Here is a 23,201-nt window from a genome sequence, read left to right as displayed (position 1 = left end):
GGCCACAGTTGGCGCAGCAAAGATCCGACGACCGGGGGGGCAGGCAGATGAGCACACCCAGCGGGGGCGGCACGCGCACGGCGCGCCCCCGGGCGGGCACGGTGGGCATCAAGGAGGTCGCCCGGCACGCGGGCGTCTCCCCCGGCACCGTGTCCAACGTGCTCAACCGGCCCGAGCGGGTCGCCCCCGCCACCCGGGCCCGGGTCGAACAGGCCATTCGCGAGCTGGGCTTCGTCCGCAACGCCTCGGCCTCCACGCTGCGCGCCGGGCAGAGCAGCACGATCGGGCTGATGATCCTCGACCTGGGCAACCCGTTCTTCACCGACGTGGCCCGCGGCGTCGAGGAGGTGGCCAGCGAACGCGGCTACGCGGTGATCCTGGCCAGCTCCGGCGGCTCGCACGACAAGGAGCGCCGCCATCTGACCGTGCTGGCCGAGCAGCGGGTCCGCGGGGTGCTGATCACCCCGGTCGACGAGCAGGACGACCACGTCGAGCTGCTGCGGCAGCGCGGGGTGGCGGTGGTGCTGCTGGACCATCCCACCCCCCGGGCCAACCAGTGCTCGGTCGCGGTCGACGACGTGGCCGGCGGCGAGCTGGCGGTGCGCCACCTGCTGGAGCAGGGCGCCCGCGACATCGCCCTGGTCACCGGCCCGTCGTCGCTGCGGCAGTGCGCCGACCGGCGCAAGGGGGCGCTGCGGGCGCTGCGCGCGGCCGGGCTGGGCCGCGAGGCGCTGCGGGAGATCACCGTCCCGGACATGAACGCCCGCGCCGGGGAGGGCGCCGCCCGCCGGCTGCTGGACGGCGACCTGCCGGACGCCGTGTTCTGCGCCAACGACCTGCTGGCCCTCGGGCTGCTGCGGGTGCTGCTGCAGGCCGGGGTGAAGGTCCCCAACGACGTGGCGGTGATCGGGTACGACGACATCGAGTTCACCGGCGCCGCCGCGGTGCCGCTCAGCTCGGTGCGCCAGCCGACGTTCCAGCTCGGCCGGATCGCCACCGAGCTGCTGCTGGACGAGTGCGAGGATCCGGCCGGGCACGCCCACCAGCAGGTGATGTTCCAGCCCGAGCTGGTCGTGCGGGAGTCCACCCGGCGGCTGGTCGCGCACCCGGAGGGATGAGCGGGCCATGCGGATCGCGCTGTTCGTGACCTGCCTGAACGACACGATGTTCCCCGGCACCGGGCGGGCGGTCGTGCGGCTGCTGCGGCGGCTGGGGCACGAGGTCGAGTTCCCCGCGGCGCAGACCTGCTGCGGCCAGATGCACTTCAACACCGGCTACCGCAGGCAGGTCACGCCCCTGGTGCGGAGCTTCGCTGAAACGTTCGCCCCCTACGACGCGGTGGTGACCCCGTCCGCGTCGTGCGCGGCGATGATCCGCGACTGGCACCCCCGCATCGACGCCGGCGCCGCGACCGCCGCGGCGAAGGTGTACGAGCTGGCCGAGTTCCTGGTGGACGTGCTCGGGGTCACCGACGTGGGCGCGTACTACCCGCACCGGGTGACCTACCACCCGACCTGCCACTCGCTGCGGATGCTCGGGCTGGGCGACCGGCCGCTGCGGCTGCTGCGCCAGGTGCGGGGCCTGGAACTGGTGGAGCTGCCCGACGCCGCCGAGTGCTGCGGCTTCGGCGGGACGTTCGCGCTGAAGAACTCCGCGGTGTCGGCGGCGATGGGCGCCGACAAGGCCGCCTGCGTCCGCGGCACCGGCGCCGACACCCTGTGCGCGGCCGACAACTCCTGCCTGATGCACATCGGCGGCATCCTGACCCGCACCACCGGCCCCGAGGTCCGCACCGTGCACCTGGCCGAGATCCTCGCCTCCACCGAGGAGGACCCCTCATGACGATGCCCACCTACCTCGGGATGCCGGCGTTCCCCCAGGCCGCCCGGGAGGCGGTCGCCGACGAGCGGCTGCGCGGCAACCTGGCCCACGCCACCGGCACCATCCGGGACCGGCGGCGCGCGGCGGTCGCCGAGCTGGACGACTGGGCGGCGCTGCGCGAGGCCGGCCGGCGGATCAAGGACCACACCCTGCGGTACCTCGACCACTACCTGCGCGAGCTGGAGGAGAGGGTCACCGCGGCGGGCGGCACCGTGCACTGGGCGCGGGACGCCGCCGAGGCCAACCGGATCGTCGCCGGCCTGGTGCGCGCCACCGGGCAGACCGAGGTGGTCAAGGTCAAGTCGATGGCCACCCAGGAGATCGGGCTGAACGAGGCGCTGGCCGAGGAGGGGATCACCGCCTACGAGACCGACCTGGCCGAGCTGATCGTGCAGCTCGGTGACGACCGGCCCTCGCACATCCTGGTCCCGGCGATCCACCGCAACCGGTCGGAGATCCGCGACATCTTCCGCCGCCGGATGCCCGGCGCGCCCGCCGACCTGTCCGACGAGCCCGCCGACCTGGCCGAGGCCGCCCGCCGGCACCTGCGCGCCAAGTTCCTGTCGGCGAAGGTGGCGGTGTCGGGGGTGAACTTCGCGGTCGCCGAGACCGGCACGCTGGTGGTGCTGGAGTCCGAGGGCAACGGGCGGATGTGCCTGACGCTGCCGGAGACGCTGATCTCGGTGATGGGCATCGAGAAGGTCGTGCCGACCTGGCGGGACCTGGAGGTGTTCCTGCAGCTGCTGCCCCGTTCCTCCACGGCCGAGCGGATGAACCCGTACACCAGCACGTGGACCGGCGTCACGCCCGGTGACGGGCCGCAGGACTTCCACCTGGTGCTGCTGGACAACGGCCGCACCGCGACCCTCGCCGACGAGGTGGGGCGGCAGGCGCTGCGCTGCATCCGCTGCTCGGCGTGCCTGAACGTGTGCCCGGTCTACGCCCGAGCGGGCGGCCACGCCTACGGGTCGCCGTATCCGGGGCCGATCGGGGCGATCCTGTCGCCGCAGATCCGTGGCATCGGCTCGGAGGTGGACGCCTCCCTGCCGTACGCGTCGTCGCTGTGCGGGGCGTGCTTCGAGGCGTGCCCGGTCGCGATCGACATCCCCGAGGTGCTGGTCCACCTGCGGGCCAAGGCCGTCGAGGAGGGGCCGAGGCATCCGCTGGTGGGGACCGCGATGGCCGCCGCGGGCTGGACGCTGCGCTCCCCGCGGCGGCTGGCGCTGGCCCAGCGCGCCGCGTCCGCGAGCCGCCGCCTCATCGGCCGGCGCGGCCGGATCCGCCGCCTGCCCGGCCCGCTGCGCGCGTGGACCGACTCCCGCGACGCGCCCGCCCCGCCGCCCGAGTCGTTCCGGGCCTGGTGGAAGCGCACGAACGGAGGCCGCTCATGAGCACCGCCAGGGACGACGTCCTGGGGCGCATCGCGGGCGCCCTCGGGCGGCGCGGGACGCCCGCCGCCGAGGCGTACGCCGCGATCGACCGGCCCTACCTGCGCCGCCACCACGAGGACGGGATCTTGGACCTGTTCGCCGAACGGGTCGCCCACTACCGCGCCACCGTCCACCGCGTCGATACCGCCGGACTGCCGGGCGCGGTGGCGCGGGTGCTGAGCCGGGGACGGTACGCGGTCCCCGCCGGGCTCCCGGCGGAGTGGATCGCCGAGGTCGACCCCGGCCTGCTGGTCCACGAGCCGCCGGTGGCCGAGTTGGACGCGCTGGACGGCGTGGTGACCGGCTGCGCGGTGGCCATCGCCGAGACCGGCACGATCGTGCTCGACCACGGCCCCGGCCAGGGCCGCCGCGCGTTCAGCCTGGTGCCCGACCACCACCTGATCGTGGTCACCGCCGGCCAGGTCGCCCCCGACGTGCCCGAGGCGCTGGAACGGCTCGACCCCGCCCGGCCCCTGACGTTCGTGTCCGGCCCGTCGGCGACCAGCGACATCGAGCTGAACCGGGTGGAGGGCGTGCACGGCCCCCGCACCCTCGACGTGATCCTGACCCGCTGACCCCCACCCCCCTCGTGAGGAGCCGATGAACACGTTCGCCGCCGTCGATCTGGGAGCCTCCAGCGGCCGGGTGATGGCCGCCCGGGTGGGCGATGGCGCGCTGGAGCTGACCGAGGTGCGGCGCTTCCCCAACCGGCCGGTGCGCGCCGCGGGCACCCTGCACTGGAACATCCTCGGCCTGTACGGCGAGATCCTGGACGGGCTGAAGGCCGCCGGGCCCGGGCTGACCTCGATCGGCATCGACTCGTGGGCGGTGGACTACGGCCTGCTGGACCGTTCCGGCGCGCTGCTGGGCAACCCGGTGCACTACCGCGACGGCCGCACCGACGGGGTGATGGAACGGGTCCGGGCCGAGCTGGGCGACGCCTATCTCTACGACGTGGCGGGCCTGCAGTTCCTGCCGTTCAACACGGTCTACCAGCTGGTGGCCGAGCGCGACGGGCTGGACCGGGCGCACACCCTGCTGATGATCCCCGACCTGCTGGCGTACTGGCTGACCGGCCGGACCGGCGCGGAGCTGACCAACGCCTCCACCACCGGCCTGCTGGACGTGCGGACCCGCACCTGGTCGGCGGCCCTGCTGGAACGGCTCGGGCTCCCCCGCCGGCTGCTGCCGGAGCTGCGCGAGCCCGGCGAGGTCATCGGGCCGCTGCGGCCGGATGTGGCCACCGAGACCGGCCTGCCCGGCGACGTCCCGGTCACCGCGGTCGCCTCCCACGACACCGCCTCCGCGGTCGCCGCCGTCCCCGCCCGGGGCGAGGACTTCGCCTACATCTCCTGCGGCACCTGGTCGCTGGTCGGGGTCGAGCTGCCCGGTCCGGTGCTCGGCGAGGAGGGGCGGACGGCCAACTTCACCAACGAGGCCGGGATCGACGGCACCGTCCGCTACCTGCGCAACGTCATGGGCCTGTGGCTGCTGCAGGAGTCGCAGCGGGCCTGGGGCCTGGGCCCGTCCGACCTGCCGGCGCTGCTGGAGGCGGCGGCCGGGGTGCCGGCGTTCCAGGCCGTGGTGGACCCCGACGCCCCCGAGTTCCTGCCGCCGGGCGACATGCCCGCCCGCATCGCCGAACGGTGCCGCGCCACCGGCCAGCGCCCGCCCGCCACCCCGCCCGAGGTGGTCCGTTGCATCATGGACAGCCTCGCGCTGGGTCACCGGGCCGCCGTCCGCGAGGCGGCGCGGCTGTCGGGGCGGCGGGTGGAGGTGGTGCACCTGGTCGGCGGCGGCTCCCGCAACGAGCTGCTGTGCCGGCTGACCGCCGACGCCTGCGGCCTGCCGGTGGTCGCCGGGCCGGTGGAGGCGACCGCGCTCGGCAACGTGCTGGTGCAGGCACGGGCGTTCGGGGTGGTCAAGGACCTGGCGGAGATGCGCGGGCTGGTCGCCGCGACCCAGCCGCTGCGCCGCTACGAGCCGGGCGGCGACCCGGCCGCCTGGGACGACGCCGCCGCCCGCGCCGGCCTGCGCTGACGCCGCCGCGCCCGCCCCGGACGAGGCCCGGGTGATCTGGAACACGACACGCCGGGTGATCCAGTGTCCACGCCGAGCGACCGCCCTGGCGGGGCGGGCGGCGGTAATGTGTCGATCGCGATCCTCGCCGATCGCTGACAGACGCATAATCATGGCGTACCGACCGCCTGTCGCATTGGGGTGTGGGCAGTGGAGGGTCGTACGGACCGCCGGGAGCGGGCCCCAGGCAGCGGGCCGCCCGGGAACCCGCCGTTGGTCGGACGGCGCGACGTGCTGGACGCCCTGGACCGTGCGCTGGACGCCACCGCGGCGGGCGCGTTCCGGTTCGTCGCGCTGGTCGGCGAGCCGGGGGCGGGCAAGACCCGGCTGCTGGGCGAGCTGCTGAACGCCGCCGCCGACCGCAAGCTCCCCGCGGTCGCCGGGCGGGCCGCCGAGTTCGAGCAGGACATGCCGTTCGGCGTGGTCATCGACGCGCTCGACGACCACCTGGAGGAGCACCGCCCCGATCTCGGCCCGGCCGCCGGCCGGCTGCTGGCCACCGTGTTCCCGTCCATGGCGGTCTCCGGGGACGCCCCGGCCGACGGGGCCGAGGACCCCGCCGACCTGACCGGGCTGGCCCGCTACCGGCTGTACCGGACGGTGCGCCGGCTGCTGGAGGAGCTGGCCGCACCGGCCGGGCTGGTGCTGGTGCTGGACGACGTGCACTGGGCCGACGACGCCTCCGTCGAGCTGCTGGAGCACCTGGTCCGGCACCCGCCGCGGGCCCGGGTCATGGTCGCCGTGGCGTACCGTCCCGCGCAGGCCGCGCCCCGGCTGGCCACCCTGGTCGACACCGCCGGCGCGCACGGCCTGCGGGTCCCGGTCGAGCCGCTGACCCGGGCCGAGGTCGCCGAGTTCCTCGGCCCCCAGGTGCCCGCCCCGCAGCGCGATGCGCTGTACGCGGCCAGCGGCGGCAACCCGTTCTACCTGGAGGCGCTGGCCCGGATGGGCGTCACGCAGGCGCCCGGCCGGATCGGCGAGGAGGGGGCCGGTGAGCTGCCCCCGGCGGTGGAGGCCGCGCTGCAGGCCGAGCTGAGCGGCCTGCCCGATCCGGCGCTGCTGGTGGCGCGGGCGGCGGCGGTGGCGGCCGACGAGTTCGAGCCGTCGCTGGCGGCGGCCGCCGCCGAGGTGCCCGAGAGCACCGCGCTGGCCGCGCTGGACGAGCTGGCCGCCCGCGACGTGGTGCGGCCCGCGTCCGGCGGCCGGTTCCGGTTCCGGCACCCGCTGGTCCGGCACGCCACCTACGGGTCGGCCGCCGCGGGCTGGCGGGTGGGCGTGCACGCCCGCGTCGCCGACCACCTGGCCCGGCTCGGGGTGCCGGCCACGGTGCGCGCCCGCCATGTGGAGCGGTCGGGCCGGTTCGGCGACACCGAGGCGATCGACACCCTGGTCGAGGCCGCCCGCACCGTCGCCCCGCACGCCCCGCAGACCGCCGCGCACTGGCTCAAGGCCGCCCTCAAGCTGATGCCCGACGCCGACGACCGGCGGCTGCCGCTGCTGGCCGAGCTGGCCAAGATGCAGGCCATCAGCGGGCAGCTCGCCGAGGGCCGGCGGACCGGCCGCGAGGTGCTGCGGCTGCTGCCGCCCGACGCGCACGCGCTGCGCGCCCGCGCCGCCCGGTTCTGCGCCATGATGGAACGGCTGCTGGGCGACCCGCACCAGGCCCGCGGGCTGCTGCTGGCGGAGCTGCGCCGGATGCCCGACCCCCGCTCGGCCGCCGCCGTCATGCTGCGGCTGCGGCTGGTCGCCGAGAGCCTGCTGCGGGTCGACTTCCGCGCCGCCCAGGCCGTGCTGGACATGGTCCCCGACAACGCCGACGGCTGGGAGCCCGGCCTGGTCGTCGCGGTCGCCGCGCTGCGCCCGATGCCCGCCTACGCCGGCGGCCGGGTCGAGGACGCGCTGCGGCACTGCACCGACGTCGACCGGCTGGTCGCCGCCTCCTCCGACGAGCACCTGGCCGAATGGCTGGACGCCATCACCTGGTCGTGCTGGACCGAGCTGTTCCTGGGCCGCTACGACGTCGCGGCGGGCCGGCTGGAACGGGTGCTGTCGGTCGCCCGCGCCACCGGCCAGAGCTACATCGTCCCCACCGCGCTGGCCGGGCAGGCCAACGCGTACGCGATGCTCGGCCGGCTGGCCGAGGCCGCCACCGCCGCCGAGGAGGCCGAGGCGGTCGCCCGGATGCTGGCCTCCGACCAGCTGCTGGTGTTCGCGCTCACCCAGCGGTGCCTGGTCGCGTCGTGGCTCGGGAACGACGAGGACGCGCTGGCCTACGGCCGGGAGGCGGTGCAGGCCTCCGGCGGCACCGGCGAGTGGTGGGGCCGCCAGGCCGCCTACGCGCTCGGGGTCGCGACCGTGCACGCCGGCGACACCGAGACCGGCGCGGCCATGCTGCGCGAGGTGTGCGCCGACAGCGACACCGCCGCCGCCCTCGACCCGAGCGCGCCGCGGGCCTGCGAGATCCTCGCCCAGCTCGCCGCGGCGGCCGGCGACGCCGCCGAGGCCGCCCGCTGGGCCGACCGCACCGCCGCCACCGCTCCCCCGGCGCTGCCCGGCAACCGGGCGCTGGTCGACCTGGCCCGCGCGCACGCGCTGCGCCCCGCCGACCCGGCGGCGGCCGCCCGGCGGGCCCGGCAGGCCGCCGCGACGCTGGAGGAGGCCGGGCACCGGCTGGACGCCGGGCGCGCCCGGCTGTACGCCGGGATCGCCGCCGCCGAGGCCGGCGACCGGGGGTTCGCCCGGGCCGAACTGCGCATCGCCGCGGAGATCTTCGAGGCGGCCGGGGCCCGCCCGCTGCACGCCCGCACCCAGCGCGAGCAGCGCCGGGTCGGGGTGCGGGTGCCCGCCCGCGGCGCCGGCACCGGCTCCGGCGGCGGGCCCGGCGCGCTGTCGCGCCGCGAGCTGCAGGTCGCCCGGCTGGTCGCCGAGGGCTGCACCAACCAGCAGATCGCCGAACGCCTCTACCTGAGCATCCGCACCGTCGAGACGCACCTGTCGCACATCTTTGCCAAGCTCGGCGTCAGCTCCCGCGTCGCGGTCGTCAACGCCCTCGGCCGGCTGGAGGAGTCCGGCGACGGCGGGTGACCCGGACCCGCTGACGTCCGCGTCGCATACCCGCCCATCCGTGTCGCGGTACGTGGATATCAGGGTTTGCCACGATGTCCTCCGTCACCGCTCGGCGGGATAGTCGTTCCCGTCGAGCCCGTTCCGTCTCCCACCGGGCGCGCACGCACTGGAGGACCGATGAGCGACCGCATCCCGCGGTTCACGCACGCCGGTGTCACGGACGCGGAGATCTCCGTGCATCCGTTCGCCACCGAGGACGGGCTGGGGCTGCAGCTGACCCGGTTCCGGCGTGCCGACTGCGACGACGTGGTGCTGCTCGTGCACGGGCTGACGATGTCCAGCGACATGTTCGTCATGCCCGAGCACCGCAACCTGGTGACCCACCTGCACGACGAGGGGTTCACCGACGTGTGGGCGGTCGACTTCCGGATGAGCAACCGCTACCCGTACGACATGGAGACCCACCGGTTCACGCTCGACCACTGCGCGCTGTACGACCACCCGGCCGCGCTGGCGGAGCTGCGCCGCCACGTCGGGGACCGGCGGGTGCACGTCATCGCGCACTGCCTGGGCGCGATGACGTTCATGATGAGCCTGTACGCGGGCGTGGCCACCGGGATCACCAGCGTGGTGTGCAACAGCGTGGCGCTGACCCCCCGGGTCCCCCGGTGGTCGCGGTACAAGCTGGCCTTCGGGCCGGCGCTGGCGGAGTACGTGCTGGGGTTCTCGTTCCTGGACCCCCGCTTCGGGGAGGCGCCGGCGATGACCCGCGGCTGGATGCTGTCGCGGCTGATCTCGGCGGTGCACCGCGAGTGCGACGTGCGGTCCTGCCACATGCTCAGCTTCATGTGGGGCAGCGGCCGGCCCGCGCTGTACGAGCACCACAACCTGGACGATGCCACCCACCTGCGCATCGCCGACATCTGCGGGGGCGTCGGCGTGCACTACTACCGGCACGTCCATGCGATGGTGAAGGCCGGCAGGGCGGTGAAGTACGACCGAGGGGACCGTCGTCTCACCGCCCTGCCGGACGACTACCTCGCCGGCGCCGGCGGGGTGCGCACCCCGACGCTGCTGCTGACCGGCGACCGCAACCGGGTCTTCGGCGACTCCAACCTGGTGTGCCACGCCCGGCTGCGGCAGGTCGCGCCGGGGCTGCACGAGCTGGGCGTGCTGCCCGGCTACGGGCACATGGACCCGTTCCTCGGCAGGGACGCGCACGCCGACGTGTTCCCGAAGATGGTCGACTTCATCAAGCGGAAGGCGGCCTGACCGTGGGCGAGCAGGTGCGCGAACACGTCGACGCGGTGGTCGTCGGCTCCGGGTTCGGGGGCTCGGTGGCCGCCTACCGGCTGGCGGAGGCGGGCCGGTCGGTGGTGGTGCTGGAGCGCGGGCGGGCGTTCCCGCCCGGCAGCTTCCCCCGCTCCCCCGCCGAGATGAGCCGGGCGTTCTGGGACCCGCGCGAGGGCCTGCACGGGATGTACGACGTGTGGCACTTCTCCGGCTGCGACTCGGTGGTGGCCAGCGGGCTGGGGGGCGGCTCGCTGATCTACGCCAACGTGCTGCTGCGCAAGGACGAGCGCTGGTTCGTCCACGAGCACCGCGCCCCGGACGGCGGGTACGAGCCGTGGCCGATCTCCCGCGCCGACCTGGACCCGCACTACGACGCCGTCGAGAAGATGCTGGGCGCCACGCCGTACCCGCTCGACGAGCCCGCCTACGCCGACACCCCCAAGACGCAGGCGCTGCAGGACGCCGCCGCCGAACTCGGCCTGGACTGGTTCCTGCCGCCGCTGGCGGTGAGCTTCGCCCCCGAGCCCGGCGCCGCGCCCGGCATCGGGCTGCCCATCCCCGAGCCCGGGTACGGCAACCTGCACGGCGTGCCCCGCCGCACCTGCCGGCTGTGCGCCGAGTGCGACATCGGCTGCAACGACGGCAGCAAGAACAGCCTGGACCACACCTACCTGTCGGCCGCCCGCCACCACGGCGCCGACCTGCGCACCTCCCACGAGGTCACCCGGATCCGGCCCCGGACCGGCGGCGGCTACGAGGTCGACTACGTCCGCCACGACCCCGCCCGCGAGTCCCGCGACCTGCCCGTCCGCACCATCGGCTGCGACCGGCTGATCCTGGCCGCCGGCACCTACGGCACCACCTACCTGCTGCTGCGCTCCCGCGGCGACCTGCCGGGCCTCGGCCCCGCGCTGGGCACCCGGTTCTGCGGCAACGGCGACCTGCTGACGTTCCTGCTGCGGGCCAGGGACCGCGACCGGGTCCGGCCCCTGAACGCCAGCCGGGGGCCCGTCATCACCAGCGCGATCCGGCTGCCCGACGAGGCCGACGCCGACCCGTTCGGCGGCAGCGGCCAGCGCGGCGCCTACATCCAGGACGGCGGCTATCCCGAGTTCGTGACCTGGATGGTCGAGGGCGCCGACGTGGCCGACCGGATCGGCCGCGCCCTGCGGTTCCTGTGGGACCGGGCGGTGGACCTGTTCTGCGACGCGCCCGACAGCAACCTGTCGGCCGAACTCAGCGAGCTGATCGGCGACGGGACCCTGTCGGTCAGCTCACTGCCGCTGCTCGGCATGGGCCGCGACACCCCCGACGGGGTGCTGCGGCTCGACGGCGACATGCTGCGGGCCGAATGGACCACCGCGACCAGCGAGGCGCACTTCGAACGGGTCCGCAAGATCATGCAGCGGATCGGCGACGTGCTCGGCGCCGACTACAAGGACAACCCGATCTGGTTCCGCAAGCGGATCGTCACCGTGCATCCGCTGGGCGGCGCCCCGATCGGGCGGCATCCGGACGAGGGGGTCTGCGACCCGTACGGGGAGGTCTTCGGGCACCCCGGCCTGTACATCGCCGACGGGGCGGCGATGCCCGGGCCGGTGGGCGCCAACCCCTCGCTGACCATCGCCGCGATGGCCGACCGGATGTGCTCCCGGCTTCTCGACACGGGGGCCGGGCCGACCGCGGGCGGGGCGCGGGGCCCTTCCGCGACCGGCCCGGCGCGCGGGAAGCCGGGAGCGAACCTCACCACGCTGGCGTTCACCGAGGAGATGAAGGGCCACTGGACGCCCGGCGTCGCCGACCCGCGCGCCGGAGAGGAGGCCGGCGCCCGCGAGCCCCTGGCGTTCGAGCTGACCATCACCGCCGACGACCTGGACCGGTTCCTGGACGATCCCGAGCACACCGCCCGCGCCGAGGGCTGGGTCGACGCGCCCTGGCTGGGCGGCCGCCGCACCGTGACCCGCGGCTGGTTCAACCTGTTCGCCCCCGCCGGGCACCCCGACCGGCGGGCCATGCGCTACCGGCTCCACCTCGCCGACGCCGACGGCCGCCCGGTCACCCTGGTCGGCCGCAAGGACGTCCAGGACGGCCCGCCCACCCGGATCTGGCCGGACACCTCCACCCTGTACGTCCGGCTGCTGGGCGGCCACGTCCACCCCGCCGCCGACGACGCCGCCCCCGTCATCGGCGCCGGCGTCCTGCACATCCACCTGGAGGACTTCATCACCCAGCTCACCACCTTCCGGGCCACCGGCCCCGGCGCGGCCGCCGCCCTCGCCCGCTTCGGCGCCTTCTTCGCCGGCCAGCTCTGGAGGGTCTACGGCCCGGACGACTGACCGGATCGCCCCGGTCATCTGAGACGTGGGACGCGGAGGAACTGCGGGGTGCCTCCGCGTCCCACCCGTTTGCGGAGGTCAGAGGACGGAGGCGCGGTGGCGGGCGAAGGGGAGTGGGGGGTGGCAGTCCTCTGGGAGGGGGTGGGCGGTGGTGAGGGCCGAGCGGAGTCTGTGGGCGGCGGTCTGCCGGGCCAGGGGTTGGACGGTGCAGAGTTCGGCCTGGACCGCCTTGCGGGCGTCGGCCATCAGGGCGGGGACGTCGCCCACGACGATGATCTCGGTGGGGATGCCGATGTCGGGGGTCAGGCGGACCGCCAGGGCGTGGTGGGGGCCCGCCTGATCGCCTGCCTCGGTCGGGGTGTAGCGGAACTCGCAGATGACGCGGTCGCCGTCCAGGGGGCCTTCCTGGAGCAGCCAGACGGGGCCCGGGGTGACCTTGCCCAGGGCGTCGGTCCAGGACGGCGTGGTGGTCCTCGTGAGGGCGGCGGCGGCCTTGGCGGCGGCTCGGCGGGACCACTCGGGACCCATGGCGGCGATGGCCAGGAGGAAGGTCCTGGTGGCGGGGGTGCGGGCCCGGTGCAGTTCGGCGATGAGGTCGCCCACGGCCATGCGGTGGCCGGCCTCGTGGGGGGCGGCCTTCTCGAGGGCGGCGAGCTGGGCGGAGGCCCATAGTTCGGCCTGGAGGGGACCCGGCATGGTCTCCAGTTCCGCGGCGGCCCTCACGTACGCCTGGTAGACCTCGCGCAGGGCGGGGAGCGCGAGGCCGGGGGCGGTGGAACTGCGGGCGTTGCGTTCTGGTCGCACCCGTACAGGCTAGTTGGCCCGGGAACGGCTCCTGGCAGGGGCCTTTACGTTGTAGATCGCTCCCTTAGCTGTGCACGGGGAGGACCAGCAGGGTGCGGTCGTCGTCGGTGCGGACCTCGAAGCGGTCGATCTGCTCGGGCCGTACGGCCACACCGCCCTCGATGGTCAGCGGGGCCGGCTGGTCCGAGACGCCGTAGCCCTTGGCGGGGACGGCCCAGCCGGTGACGGTGCGGGCCCGGCCGTCGGCGGTGACCGCGACCAGGCGGCACTCCAGGGGGCCGCGGACCCGGCCCAGGCGGAGGGCGACCCGGGCTCCCCAGGCCTTGGCCTCCCAGGCGATCTCGCCGGAGACCCCGGTGTCGGGGTCGGTGGCCGTGCGGCGTTCCCCGGACGCCAGGAGCTGCTGGGGCCCGGCCGGCTGGGACGCGGCCACCTGGCCGGCCGGCCGGGAATCGGGGTCGGCGGCGACGCCGAGGGCCGTTCCGGCCGCCACGAGGACGGCGGCAGCGGCGGCGGACAGCAGGGTGCGGGAGCGGCGCCGCCGCCGGGTGAGGGCGGCGCGGCGCTGGACCATGTCGGTGACGATCGCGGCGTCGGTGGCCGGGTCCTGCGGCAGCGCCTCGATGAGGGGCATGCCGTCCAGGCAGGCGGCGACGGCGCGCAGCTCGGCCAGCTCGGCGTGGCAGCGCACGCACGTCGCCAGATGGGCCTCGAACGACTGCCGGTCCGGCTCCTCGAGCAGCCCCAGCGCGTACGCGCCGACGTCGATGTGCGGGGTGGTGCTCACAGGGTCGCCCCTCTTTCCTCCAGGGCGACGCGCAGCGCCCGCAGCGCGTAGTACACCCGCGACTTGACCGTGCCCACCGGGATCCCCAGCGCCTTGGCCGCCTCGTTGACCGAACGGTCGCGGAAGAAGGTCTCGTTGAGGATCTCCCGGTGCGCCGGCGACAGCGAGCGCAGTGCCTCCGACACCACCACCGAACGCAGCATGTCCTCCAGTCCATCCGGGGCGTGCAGTCTCTCCAGCGGTCCCTCGCCCGCCTCCTGGGGGCGGGCGTTCTTGCGGCGCTGGTCGTCGATCACGATGCGGCGGGCCACCGTGGCCAGCCAGGGCAGCAGCGAGGCGGCGTTGGCGTCGAGCTGGTGGGCGCTGCGCCAGGCGCGGATCATGGTCTCCTGCACCACGTCCTCGGCCCAGTGCCGGTCGCCGCCGGTCAGCCGCAGCACCAGCGACAGCAGCGGACGGCCGTACACGCGGTACAGCTCGGTCACGATGACCTGGTCGTCCACCACCGCTCCGGGCCGGGCGCCGCGGAACCAGCTCCACCGGCCCCCGGAGGTGCGGTCGGGTTCGGGGTGCGCGGTGCGCGACGCGGCGGCGGAGGGGGCGGTGGGATATCGGTGCGCCATCAGGGCATCTCCGGCTGTACGAGGCGGGACGGTCGTCTGTGCCGTCCAGGCGAGACCGGGCCCGCTCGCCCGGACCGTCTCGTCCGGACCCCTCGGCACCCCCACTGGAGTCGCCGTCGCCGGTGTTCCCGCCGCCATTGTTACCACCCTTGCCGTCGGTTGTCTGCCCCTTGCCGTCACGGGGCGCGCTGAGCTGGGCGTCAGGAAGTACGCGGGAGCCGCCGCCGGGGTTCATCCCCGGAACCGGAACGGGACGCGAGGGCAGGGAGCGGGACGTGCGGCGGCCTGGTCGCCGAAAACCACCTGACTTGTTCGACACCCTTGCCTTACGGTGGCTCCGCCGGGCCCTCTCCCCCGTCCAATGAGCATCACGGCTCTCAGCGAAAGGACGGTGCCCGGCCCGCGCAATGGTGATCCGTCAGCACTCCGAACCCTCCTCCCCCACTTCGCCCGTGGCGCGGACGCGGGCCGCCCGCGTCCGCCGGCCTGACCGAGAAGGGGCCGAACAGTGAACGACCTGGCCATGCCCCACGAGCCGGCGGGGCACGAAGACCGGCTGGTGTACCGGCTTCTCCTGGCGGTGGACATCCAGGGGTACACCAGGCTCGACGTCCGCGAGCAGCTGCGCGTCCAGCGCGACCTGTCCGGTGCGCTGGACCGGGCGGCGGAGGGCGCCGGGCTGGACAGGCGCCGCTGGGAAAAGCAGGTCGGCGGCGACGGCGAGCTGGCGATGCCGCCGGAGGAGACCGCGGTGGCGGCGGCGGTCGGGGAGTTCCCGCTGCTGCTGGCGGCGGAGCTGCGCGAGCTGAACCGGTCCCGGTCCGGGCGTCCCCGGCTGCGGGTCCGGCTGGCGGTGCACTACGGAACGCTGACCGCGGGCCCGTTCGGGCCGGCCGGCCAGGCGCCGATCGTCGTCCAGCGGCTGCTGGACGCCGGGCCGCTGCGCGCGCTGCTGCGCGACGACCCGGACCGGGACCTGGCCTACGTGGTCTCCGACAAGGTCTACGAGGACGTGGTGCGGACCGGGTTCACCCGGATGGTCCCGGGGGACTTCCAGTCCATCCGGATCACCGCCAAGAACGCGACGTACCGCGGCCACATCCACGTCGGCGACCCGATGGTCTTCGCCGACCTGGGCGAGCTGCACAAGGTGCCGGTCCCCGCGCCGCGCGCGGCGGTCTGAACCGCCGGCCCGTCGCCGCGACCGGTCCCCGGCCGGGGACCGGTCGCGGCCCGGCGGGAAGGATCTTGGACCGGCCCGGGTTGCCATGGACGCGGAACACCGTCGATCCCGAGGAGGACGTCCATGGCCGATGACGCGCTGGCGCGGTTGCTGCGGGAGCGGGACCTGGGGGTGCTGGCCACCCTCAAGCGGGACGGGCGTCCCCAGCTGTCCAGCGTCAACTACCACTACGACCCCGGCCGTGCGCTGATCCGGATCTCGGTCACCGCCGACCGGGCCAAGACGCGGAACCTGGCCCGCGATCCGCGCGCCAGCCTCCATGTCAGCAGTGCGGACGGCTGGTCGTGGGTCGTGGCCGAGGGCACCGCCGACCTGTCCCCCGTCGCCGCCGACCTCCACGACGAGGCGGTGGAGGAGCTGATCGACGTCTACCGCGCGATCCGGGGCGAGCATCCCGACTGGGACGACTACCGCCGCGCGATGGTGGCCGACCGCCGCCAGGTGGTCCGCCTGAACGTGGAGCGCCTGTACGGCCAGCCGCCGCGGGCCTGATCCCGCGCGGGGTCAGCGCCGGGGGTTGGCGCGCCGGGTGGGCCGGGCGGTGAGCGGGTCCTCCGGCCACGGGTGGCGGGGGTAGCGCCCGCGCAGCTCGGCCCGTACGGCGCGGTAGCCGTCCCGCCAGAACGACGCGAGGTCGGCGGTGACGGCGGCGGGCCGCCCGGCCGGGGACAGCAGGTGCAGCACCAGCGGCACCCGGCCGGCGGCCAGCCGCGGCGCGGCCTGCCAGCCGAACGTCTCCTGCAGCTTGACCGCGAGGACCGGCTGCTCGCCGCGGTAGTCGACGCGGATCCGGGAGCCGGACGGCACCGTGATCCGTTCGGGCGCGACCTCGTCCAGCCGGGCGGCGCACTCCCACGGCAGCAGGCCCCGCAGCACCTCCGTCACGTCGAGCCGGGCCAGGTCGGCGCGGCCGCGCAGCCCGTCCGACCAGCCGTCGATCACCGCCTCCAGCAGCGCGTCGTCGGACACGTCGGGCCAGGGGTCGCCGAGCGCGCGACGGCAGAACGCCAGCCGGTCGCGCAGCGCCGACGCCTCCGGCGTCCAGGTCAGCAGGGACAGGCCCGCCCGGCGCAGGCCCTCGCGCAGCGCCCCGGTCACCAGGTCCGGGTCGGGGTCGGCGAGCGGGGCGGAGGCGAGCTCGACCGCGCCGAGCCGTTCGACGCGGCGGGCGACCACGTCGCCGTCCCGCCACCGCACCTCCTCGGTCTCGGCCAGCAGCGGTGCGGCGGCGAGCCGGGCGACCTCCTCGTCGATCGGGACGGCCTGCCGGATCCGGGCGGACGGGGATCCGGCGGGGCGGTCGGCGACGGCGATCGCCAGCCAGCGCGGCGCGGACGGCGCGAGGGCCGACCCTTCGGCGAGTTCGGCGCCGGTCCCGGAGGCCATCAGGTACCGGCGGCCGCCCCGGGCCCTGGCCACCCGTTCCGGGAACGCGAGCGCGACCACCGTGCCCACGGCGGCGTCGTCCACCTCGCCGGAACGTCCGGGCGGGTCCGGCAGGGCGCGCAGCAGCCGCCGGGTCTCCCGCCGCCAGCGGTCGGCGTGTGCGGGGTCCCGCCTGCCGGAGCGGACCGAACGCAGCACCGCGGCCAGGTCGTCGCCCGCGCCGCCGGGCGGCGGCTCGGACAGCAGCGCCACCACCTCGGCGGCGGCCCGCTCCCCCACCAGGGCGGATCCGTCGATGAGGGCGCGGGCCAGCCGGGGGTGCACGCCGACGCGGGCCATCCGCCGGCCGCGTTCGGTGGCGCGCCCGTCGGGGCCGACCGCGCCGATGGCCCGCAGGGTGTCGCGGGCGGCGCGCAGCGCGGCCTGCGGCGGGGCGTCCAGCAGCGCCAGGCCCTTGGCGTCGGGGTCTCCCCAGCAGGCGGCCTGCAGGGCGAACGCGGTGAGGTCGGCCAGCTCGATCTCGGGGCGGGGCCGTTCGGGGAGCCGTTCGTGCTCGGCGGCGGTCCAGCAGCGGTAGACGGTGCCCGGCCCCTGCCGTCCGGCCCGTCCGGCGCGCTGGTCGGCGGCGGCCCGCGAGGCGCGGACGGTGGTCAGCGCGCCGAGCCCGCGGGCGTGGTCGGTGCGGGGTTCGCGGGCCAGGCCGGAGTCCACCACGACGCGGACGCCGGGCACGGTGAGGCTGGACTCGGCGACGGCGGTCGCCAGCACCACCCGCCGCCGCGCGCCGGGGGACAGCACCGCGTCCTGCACGGCGGGCGCGGCGCGGCCGTGGACCTCCAGCAGGTCGGCGACCGGGCCGATGTCGGCGAGCATCGCCGCGACGCGGGCGATCTCCCCGACCCCGGGCAGGAAGCACAGCACGTCGCCGTCGCGTTCGGCCAGCGCGCGGCGGACGGTGGCGGCGACGTGCTCCAGGAACGCCGGGTCGACGCGCATCCCGTGCGGGGGCGGGATCGGCCGCGCCGGCGGCGCCCACACGATCTCGACGGGGTGCATCTCGGCGGCCGACTCCACCACCGGCCCGTCCAGCAGTTCGGCCCAGGGCCGGGTGTCGGCGGTGGCGGAGGCGGCGACCAGGCGCAGGTCGGGGCGCAGCGCGGCCCGCACGTCCAGCAGGAACGCCAGCGCGGTGTCGGCGTCCAGGTGGCGTTCGTGGCACTCGTCCAGCAGCACCGCGTCGACGCCGGCCAGTTCGGGGTCGTCCTGCAGGCGGCGCAGCAGCACGCCGGTGGTGACCACCTCGACCAGCGAGCCGGGCCGGTGCTCGCCGCGGACCGCGAAGCCGACCTGTTCCCCGACCCGTTCGCCCAGCAGCCAGGCCATCCGGCGGGCCGCCGCCCGCACCGCCGGGCGGCGCGGCTCGACGACCAGGACGCGGCGCGGCCCGTCCGGTCCGCCCGGCACGTCCGGCAGCGCCCCGGCCAGGGCGAGCGGGACGAGGGTGGTCTTGCCGGTGCCGGGCGGGGCGGCCAGCACCGCCGCCCCGGCCCGCGCCAGCGCCGCGTGCAGCGCGGGGATCGCCGGGCGTACGGGCAGGTCGGTGCGGTCTGCGGGCATGTCCCCCAGTGTGCCGGGGACCGGGCGCCGGCCCGTACCGGAGACCTTTGGAAAATGTTGCACTGAAAGTTGCACAGCCTATTTCGAATGCAGTTTCACAAGGGCACGTGGAACGTTCTCACGCGGATCCGCCCGGGGCGCGGGAGAAAATCCGCGACCGGCCGCGCCGGGACGCGAACTCTTCCGGCCGCACTTGCTTTTCCGGCTCACTTGCATTACCGAAGATACGGATAAGAAAGCAGCCGGGGTATGCCGGTAAAGGCGGCATCACCGCAGGTGTGACGGAGGTAACAGATGATCGGCGGCACCATCTACACGCGGGGCAGGGCCGCCTTCACCGGTGGTTCTCCACAGGCGGTGTTCGAAGAGCTGTGGCTGCGGGAACGCAAGTCCCGGCTGCGCACGCGGGCCATTATCGCGGGCATTGCGCTCATCGTCTGCGGATACGCCGTCTCACCGTTGTTCGGTGTGCTGGCGGGCGCCCTGGCCGGTGGGATCGACGCCGCCGTGCACTGGTGGCGGTACCGTTCGGCGGGCGTGTGGCGGCGCGGCCTGCGCGGCGAGGAGCGGATGGCCCGGATCCTGCGCTGGACCCTGGAACGCCGCGGCTACCGGGCGCTGCACCAGCGCGTCGTCCCCGGGTACGGCACCGTCGACACGCTGCTGGTCGGCCCGACCGGGATCTGGCTGATCGACAACCAGGCCTACCACCCCGACACCGAGATCACCGAGCACGGCGGCCGGCTGTTCATCGACGACCGCACCCAGTCGCAACTGGTCAAGCGGCTGAACGGGGCGGCACGGCAGGCGGCCGAGACGCTCACCGCCCGGCTGGTGGCCGGGGAGGTCACGGTGACCCCGATGCTGGCCGTGCACGGCGGCAAGGTGCGCCGCCGCCGGTTCGTCGCCGACGGCATCGTGGTGGGGACCCCGTGGCGGCTGCTGCGCTGGCCCGCGCACGACCCCACCGCCGAGCTGCCCCCCAAGCGGGTCGAGGAGATCTGGCGGGCCGCCGTCTACTCCCTGCCGATCGGCGGGCGCACCATGACCGACGCCTGAGCGGCCGTTCCCGCGCCGGGCCCGCGCCCCGGCCACGGAGCCCGCGGACTTCCGTTCTCGATCACGGGCAAGCCGACCCCCGCCGTGATCACGAGGCGGAGGTCCGCGTTCCGTTCTCCCCCGCCCGGCCGGACCGGCCGGTGCGCCACAGCCAGGCCAGCCCGACCACCGGCAGCACCAGCGGGACGAACCCGTAGCCGCGGCCGTAGGCCGACCAGACGGTCTCGTCGGGGAAGGACGCCGGGTCGGCCAGCGAGTAGGTCCCGATCAGCAGCACCCCGGCCAGCTCGACCGAGCAGGCCGCCACCGCGATCCGCCGGGACACCCGCCCGCCCAGCGCCAGCGCCACCGTCGCCAGCACGTACACCGCCGCGGCCAGCGCCGACAGCAGGTAGGCCACCGGCGCCTCGTGGAACCGCGCGGCGATCTGCACGCCCGCCCGCGCCCCCGCCGCCAGCGCGAACACCCCGTACACCGCGACCAGCAGCCGTCCCGGGCCCGTCCCGGTGGCGGCGGCCTCCACCCGCTCAGACACCGGTGCCGCTCCAGATCTGCCCCATCCGGACGATCATCACCGCGACCGCCAGCCCGGCGACCACGATCACCGCCGGTCCCCAGCGGGAGCGTTCCAGCACGCCCCAGGCGGCGCCCGCGGGCGGGATCAGCAGGATGCCCAGCAGGTAGCCGGCGAACGTGGCGCCGTCGGCCGGTCCCTGGTCGCCGGCCAGTTTCACCACTCCCAGCACCGCCTGGACCAGCAGCATCACCTCGACCACGGCCAGCCCTGCCAGGTGCAGCCGGTCCATCGGCCGGTCCCGCACCGCCGCCAGCAGCCCGTACGCGGCGACCACCAGGGCGGCGACGATGATCGCGGTTGCCAGAGGGTCGGTCATGGCCCCCGAGAGTACTACCGCGTGTAGTGCACCCTCTCCCGCTCCCGCGCCCCGCCCCGGACGCCCGCCCGGAACGCCCGGTTCACGGCCCGGACACGGCCGTGTGGGATCATGGGCCGCGTGCGGAACCTGGAGGCGCTGATCGCGACCCGGCACGGCGAGAGCACCGGGAACATCGCCCATGAGACGGCCCGGCAGACCCCCGGACCCAAGATCGAGCAGGTGGACATCGCCGACCGGGACGCCGACATCCCGCTGTCGGAGCTCGGCCGCGCCCAGGCCGCCGCGTTCGGCCGCCGGCTGGCCGCGCTGCCCGCCGCCGAGCGGCCCACCGTCGCGGTCTGCTCCCCGTACCTGCGGGCGCTGGACACCGCCGAGATCGCGCTGGCGGCCCTGGCCGACCCGCCCGAGCTGGTGGTGGACGAGCGGCTGCGGGACCGCGAGCAGGGCGTGCTGCACGGGCTGACCGAGCACGGCATCCGGGTCCGCCACCCCGAGGAGGCCGACCGCCGGGAACGGATCGGCAAGTTCTACTACCGGCCGCCCGGCGGGGAGTCGTGGGCCGACGTCATCCTGCGGCTGCGCGCCGCCTACAACGACATCGACCTGGACTTCCCCGGCGAGCGGGTGCTGGTGGTGGCGCACGACGCGGTGGTCGTGCTGACCCGCTACATCGCCGAACGGCTGACCGAGCCCCAGGTGATGGAGATCGAGTCCCACCCGGTGGCCAACTGCTCGTTCAGCCGCTGGATCCGCCGCGAGGGGCGGCTCCGCCCGGCCGAGTACAACGACACCGCCCATCTGGCCGAGCCGACCGCCGCTCCCGCGCGCACCGCGGCGCCCTCCTGACCGGGCGCGGTCAGGACCCGTCGTCCGACAGCACCCGGTGGATCCGGGAGCGCACCGCGGCGTGCCGGGGGTCGCCGGGCGGCAGCGCCCCGGCCAGCCGCTGCCAGATCTCCAGGTCGTCCTGCCCGGCCGGGGACTGCGCGTGGATCCACAGCGCCTCGGGGTCCCCGGCGTCCAGCAGCCGGCAGCGCAGCCGCACCGCCAGCTCGTCGCGTTCGGCGCGCAGCTCGGGCGACTCCGAACGGGGCAGCAGCTCGCCCTGGTAGAGCCGGGCGGCCTCGGCCAGGTCCTCGCGGCGGCCGCCCTCCAGCAGCCGCCGCACGATGAGGAAGTCGGCCTCCACGTCGCACTCCAGCCGGTACGGCTTGGCCGCCAGCAGCCCGCCGAGCTGGCCGCGCAGCCGGTGGATCTCGGCCCGGACGGTCGTCGGGTTGCCCTCGTCCCCGTACATCTGGGCCGACAGCCGCTCGGCGGACAGGCCGCGCGGGTTGAGCGCCAGCAGGGCGAGGATCTCGGCGTGCCGCAGCGACAGCGGCAGCGGCGTGCCGTCCAGCAGCGCGTGCGGCGGGTCCCCCAGCAGCGACAGGGTCAGCGACGGGCGGTCGCCGGCCGGCTCGCCCGGCTCGGGGATCCGCAGCAGGAACACCTCGCCGAGGGCCTCGGCCAGCGCGGTCCGCCCGTCCGGCAGCACCACCCGGGCGCCGTCGGCCGGGGTCGGCAGCCGCATCCCCCGCCAGCCCTCGGACTCGGCGGCCAGCACCCGGCCGGTGCCGGTGACCAGCGCCGCCGCCCCGCCCTCCAGCCCGCGCAGATGGCGCAGGTAGCGTTCGCGCAGCCGCTCGTCGCGGGCCTGCATCTCCAGTTCCAGCCGGGACTCGGCCAGCCGGGCGGCGGTGGCGACCAACCCCACCACGGCCGGATGCAGCGCGTCGGCGGTGGCGCTGATGTCGATGCAGCCGACCACCGCGCCGGTGTCCGGATCGCGCACCGGGGCGCCCGCGCACGACCAGTCGTGCAGCACGCGGGCCAGGTGCTCGGCGGCGTAGACGTACTCGGGCCGCCCGGTGGCCAGCGCCGTGCCGATGCCGTTGGTGCCCACCGAGCACTCCGACCAGCAGAACCCCTCGCGCAGCCCCACCGCGTCGGCGGCGCGGCGCAGCCGGGGCGGGGCCTCGCTCCACAGCGCGTGGCCCTCGGCGTCGGCGATCAGCATCAGGTGCTCGGACTCGTCGGCCACCCGGCGGAGCAGCCCGCGCAGCATGGGCAGGTGCCGGCCCAGCGGGTGGGCGGCCCTGGCCTCGGCGAGGACGCCGGTGTCGAGCACCAGGGGCGCCGCCCGGATCTCGGTGCCGACCCCGGCCCGGCGGCAGCGCAGCCACGAGGCGCGGATGGCCGGCCGGCGCCGGGCCGCGTCCGGCCCGGCCTCGGGATCGGGATCGGCTCCGGCGGCCCGGCCCCCCGCCGGGTCACGGGCCGGGTCGTGCGGATGTCGGCAGGTGTGCGGAACGGAAGGAATGGAAACCACGTCGGCCATGCCTCTCCTGCGCCCGACGACGCCGCCTGACGCGGCGTTCCCCTCCCATCGGGCGTGGTCGGTCCGAGCATCGGTCAACCGGTTACTCCGCGCAACCGATTCCGACAATCCGATCTACCTCGTCTTTGCCACGCTGTGTGCCGATGGCTGTGCAACGTGCATGCAACGTTGCGCCGCCTACGGTACGGGTGCCATCGGGGGGAACGGCCGCGTCCAGGCGCCCGCACCGGACGGGCCGCCGCCCCGCCGCCAGGGGTGTGGGAGCCGTCAGGCCCACAGGAGGGGGATGCCCGTGGCGGCGGGGACGCGGCCATCTTCCGG

The 23,201-nt window shown here is 75.6% G+C and carries 19 protein-coding genes; 12 read left to right on the top strand and 7 right to left on the bottom strand.

Annotated elements, in window-relative coordinates:
* Nucleotides 1-47: 47 nt before the first annotated feature.
* The 8 genes from HNR21_RS18925 (at nt 48) to HNR21_RS18890 (ending at nt 12,085) form a co-directional block, all read left to right on the top strand.
* Nucleotides 48-1,118 (top strand): LacI family DNA-binding transcriptional regulator, encoded by a 1,071-nt coding sequence (locus HNR21_RS18925; protein ID WP_182706239.1) that lies wholly within the window; start codon nt 48-50, stop codon nt 1,116-1,118.
* Between the two features lie 7 nt (nt 1,119-1,125).
* Nucleotides 1,126-1,842 carry a (Fe-S)-binding protein gene (locus tag HNR21_RS18920; protein WP_182706238.1) on the top strand — a complete coding sequence of 239 codons (717 nt, stop codon included), beginning with the start codon at nt 1,126-1,128 and terminating at the stop codon, nt 1,840-1,842.
* A complete protein-coding gene (locus tag HNR21_RS18915; RefSeq protein WP_182706237.1) occupies nt 1,839-3,272 on the top strand; it encodes a lactate utilization protein B in 1,434 nt (477 codons plus the stop codon). The genes HNR21_RS18920 and HNR21_RS18915 overlap by 4 nt, the downstream gene beginning before the upstream one ends.
* Entirely contained in the window at nt 3,269-3,886 is a 618-nt protein-coding gene (locus tag HNR21_RS18910) for a LutC/YkgG family protein (RefSeq protein WP_182706236.1), read from the top strand. Before HNR21_RS18915 ends, HNR21_RS18910 begins: the two co-directional genes overlap by 4 nt.
* A 25-nt stretch (nt 3,887-3,911) precedes the next feature.
* Complete coding sequence (locus HNR21_RS18905) at nt 3,912-5,351, top strand: rhamnulokinase (RefSeq protein WP_182706235.1); 1,440 nt, start codon at nt 3,912-3,914, stop codon at nt 5,349-5,351.
* 252 nt (nt 5,352-5,603) lie between these two features.
* A complete protein-coding gene (locus tag HNR21_RS18900; protein WP_220500212.1) occupies nt 5,604-8,474 on the top strand; it encodes an ATP-binding protein in 2,871 nt (956 codons plus the stop codon).
* Nucleotides 8,475-8,633: 159 nt separating this feature from the next.
* Nucleotides 8,634-9,728 (top strand): alpha/beta fold hydrolase, encoded by a 1,095-nt coding sequence (locus HNR21_RS18895; RefSeq protein ID WP_182706233.1) that lies wholly within the window; start codon nt 8,634-8,636, stop codon nt 9,726-9,728.
* Between the two features lie 2 nt (nt 9,729-9,730).
* Entirely contained in the window at nt 9,731-12,085 is a 2,355-nt protein-coding gene (locus HNR21_RS18890; RefSeq protein ID WP_182706232.1) for a GMC oxidoreductase, read from the top strand.
* Between the two features lie 78 nt (nt 12,086-12,163).
* Here HNR21_RS18890 and HNR21_RS18885 read toward each other — a convergent pair whose 3' ends face one another.
* From HNR21_RS18885 to HNR21_RS18875, 3 genes are all read right to left on the bottom strand, one after another.
* Complete coding sequence (locus HNR21_RS18885) at nt 12,164-12,889, bottom strand: hypothetical protein (protein ID WP_182706231.1); 726 nt, start codon at nt 12,887-12,889, stop codon at nt 12,164-12,166.
* A gap of 64 nt (nt 12,890-12,953) precedes the next feature.
* Nucleotides 12,954-13,676 (bottom strand): zf-HC2 domain-containing protein, encoded by a 723-nt coding sequence (locus HNR21_RS35395; RefSeq protein ID WP_182706230.1) that lies wholly within the window; start codon nt 13,674-13,676, stop codon nt 12,954-12,956.
* Complete coding sequence (locus HNR21_RS18875) at nt 13,673-14,299, bottom strand: sigma-70 family RNA polymerase sigma factor (protein ID WP_182706229.1); 627 nt, start codon at nt 14,297-14,299, stop codon at nt 13,673-13,675. The genes HNR21_RS35395 and HNR21_RS18875 overlap by 4 nt, the downstream gene beginning before the upstream one ends.
* Before the next feature lie 508 nt (nt 14,300-14,807).
* Between HNR21_RS18875 and HNR21_RS18870 the strand changes: the two genes are divergently transcribed.
* Together HNR21_RS18870 and HNR21_RS18865 are read left to right on the top strand one after the other, a co-directional pair.
* Entirely contained in the window at nt 14,808-15,482 is a 675-nt protein-coding gene (locus HNR21_RS18870) for a hypothetical protein (protein ID WP_233358764.1), read from the top strand.
* A 123-nt stretch (nt 15,483-15,605) separates the two neighbouring features.
* Nucleotides 15,606-16,034, top strand: a complete 429-nt coding sequence (locus tag HNR21_RS18865) for a PPOX class F420-dependent oxidoreductase (protein ID WP_119730934.1) — start codon at nt 15,606-15,608, stop codon at nt 16,032-16,034.
* Nucleotides 16,035-16,046: 12 nt separating this feature from the next.
* Here HNR21_RS18865 and hrpB read toward each other — a convergent pair whose 3' ends face one another.
* Nucleotides 16,047-18,545: an ATP-dependent helicase HrpB gene (hrpB, locus tag HNR21_RS18860; protein WP_182706228.1), complete on the bottom strand. Its 2,499-nt coding sequence runs from the start codon at nt 18,543-18,545 to the stop codon at nt 16,047-16,049.
* A 294-nt stretch (nt 18,546-18,839) separates the two neighbouring features.
* Here hrpB and HNR21_RS18855 point away from each other — a divergent pair, with 294 nt between their 5' ends.
* Complete coding sequence (locus tag HNR21_RS18855; protein ID WP_182706227.1) at nt 18,840-19,604, top strand: nuclease-related domain-containing protein; 765 nt, start codon at nt 18,840-18,842, stop codon at nt 19,602-19,604.
* Nucleotides 19,605-19,692: 88 nt separating this feature from the next.
* Here HNR21_RS18855 and HNR21_RS18850 read toward each other — a convergent pair whose 3' ends face one another.
* Nucleotides 19,693-20,139 (bottom strand): hypothetical protein, encoded by a 447-nt coding sequence (locus tag HNR21_RS18850; RefSeq protein WP_312881100.1) that lies wholly within the window; start codon nt 20,137-20,139, stop codon nt 19,693-19,695.
* The gene (locus HNR21_RS18845) at nt 20,132-20,497 is read right to left on the bottom strand and encodes a hypothetical protein (protein ID WP_119730938.1); all 366 of its coding nucleotides are present in this window, start codon (nt 20,495-20,497) and stop codon (nt 20,132-20,134) included. Before HNR21_RS18845 ends, HNR21_RS18850 begins: the two co-directional genes overlap by 8 nt.
* Before the next feature lie 111 nt (nt 20,498-20,608).
* On the opposite strand from HNR21_RS18845, the gene HNR21_RS18840 reads away from it, so the two are divergent.
* Nucleotides 20,609-21,346, top strand: coding sequence for a histidine phosphatase family protein (locus HNR21_RS18840; RefSeq protein WP_182706226.1), 738 nt, complete (start codon nt 20,609-20,611; stop codon nt 21,344-21,346).
* Nucleotides 21,347-21,356: 10 nt separating this feature from the next.
* On the opposite strand, the gene HNR21_RS18835 is transcribed toward HNR21_RS18840, so the two are convergent.
* The gene (locus HNR21_RS18835; RefSeq protein WP_182706225.1) at nt 21,357-22,880 is read right to left on the bottom strand and encodes a GAF domain-containing protein; all 1,524 of its coding nucleotides are present in this window, start codon (nt 22,878-22,880) and stop codon (nt 21,357-21,359) included.
* Between the last annotated feature and the right edge of the window lie 321 nt (nt 22,881-23,201).

This window comes from Thermomonospora cellulosilytica (genome assembly GCF_014138835.1).
Taxonomy (GTDB): domain Bacteria; phylum Actinomycetota; class Actinomycetes; order Streptosporangiales; family Streptosporangiaceae; genus Thermomonospora; species Thermomonospora amylolytica.
This window is presented reverse-complemented; position numbering and strand designations above follow the sequence as displayed.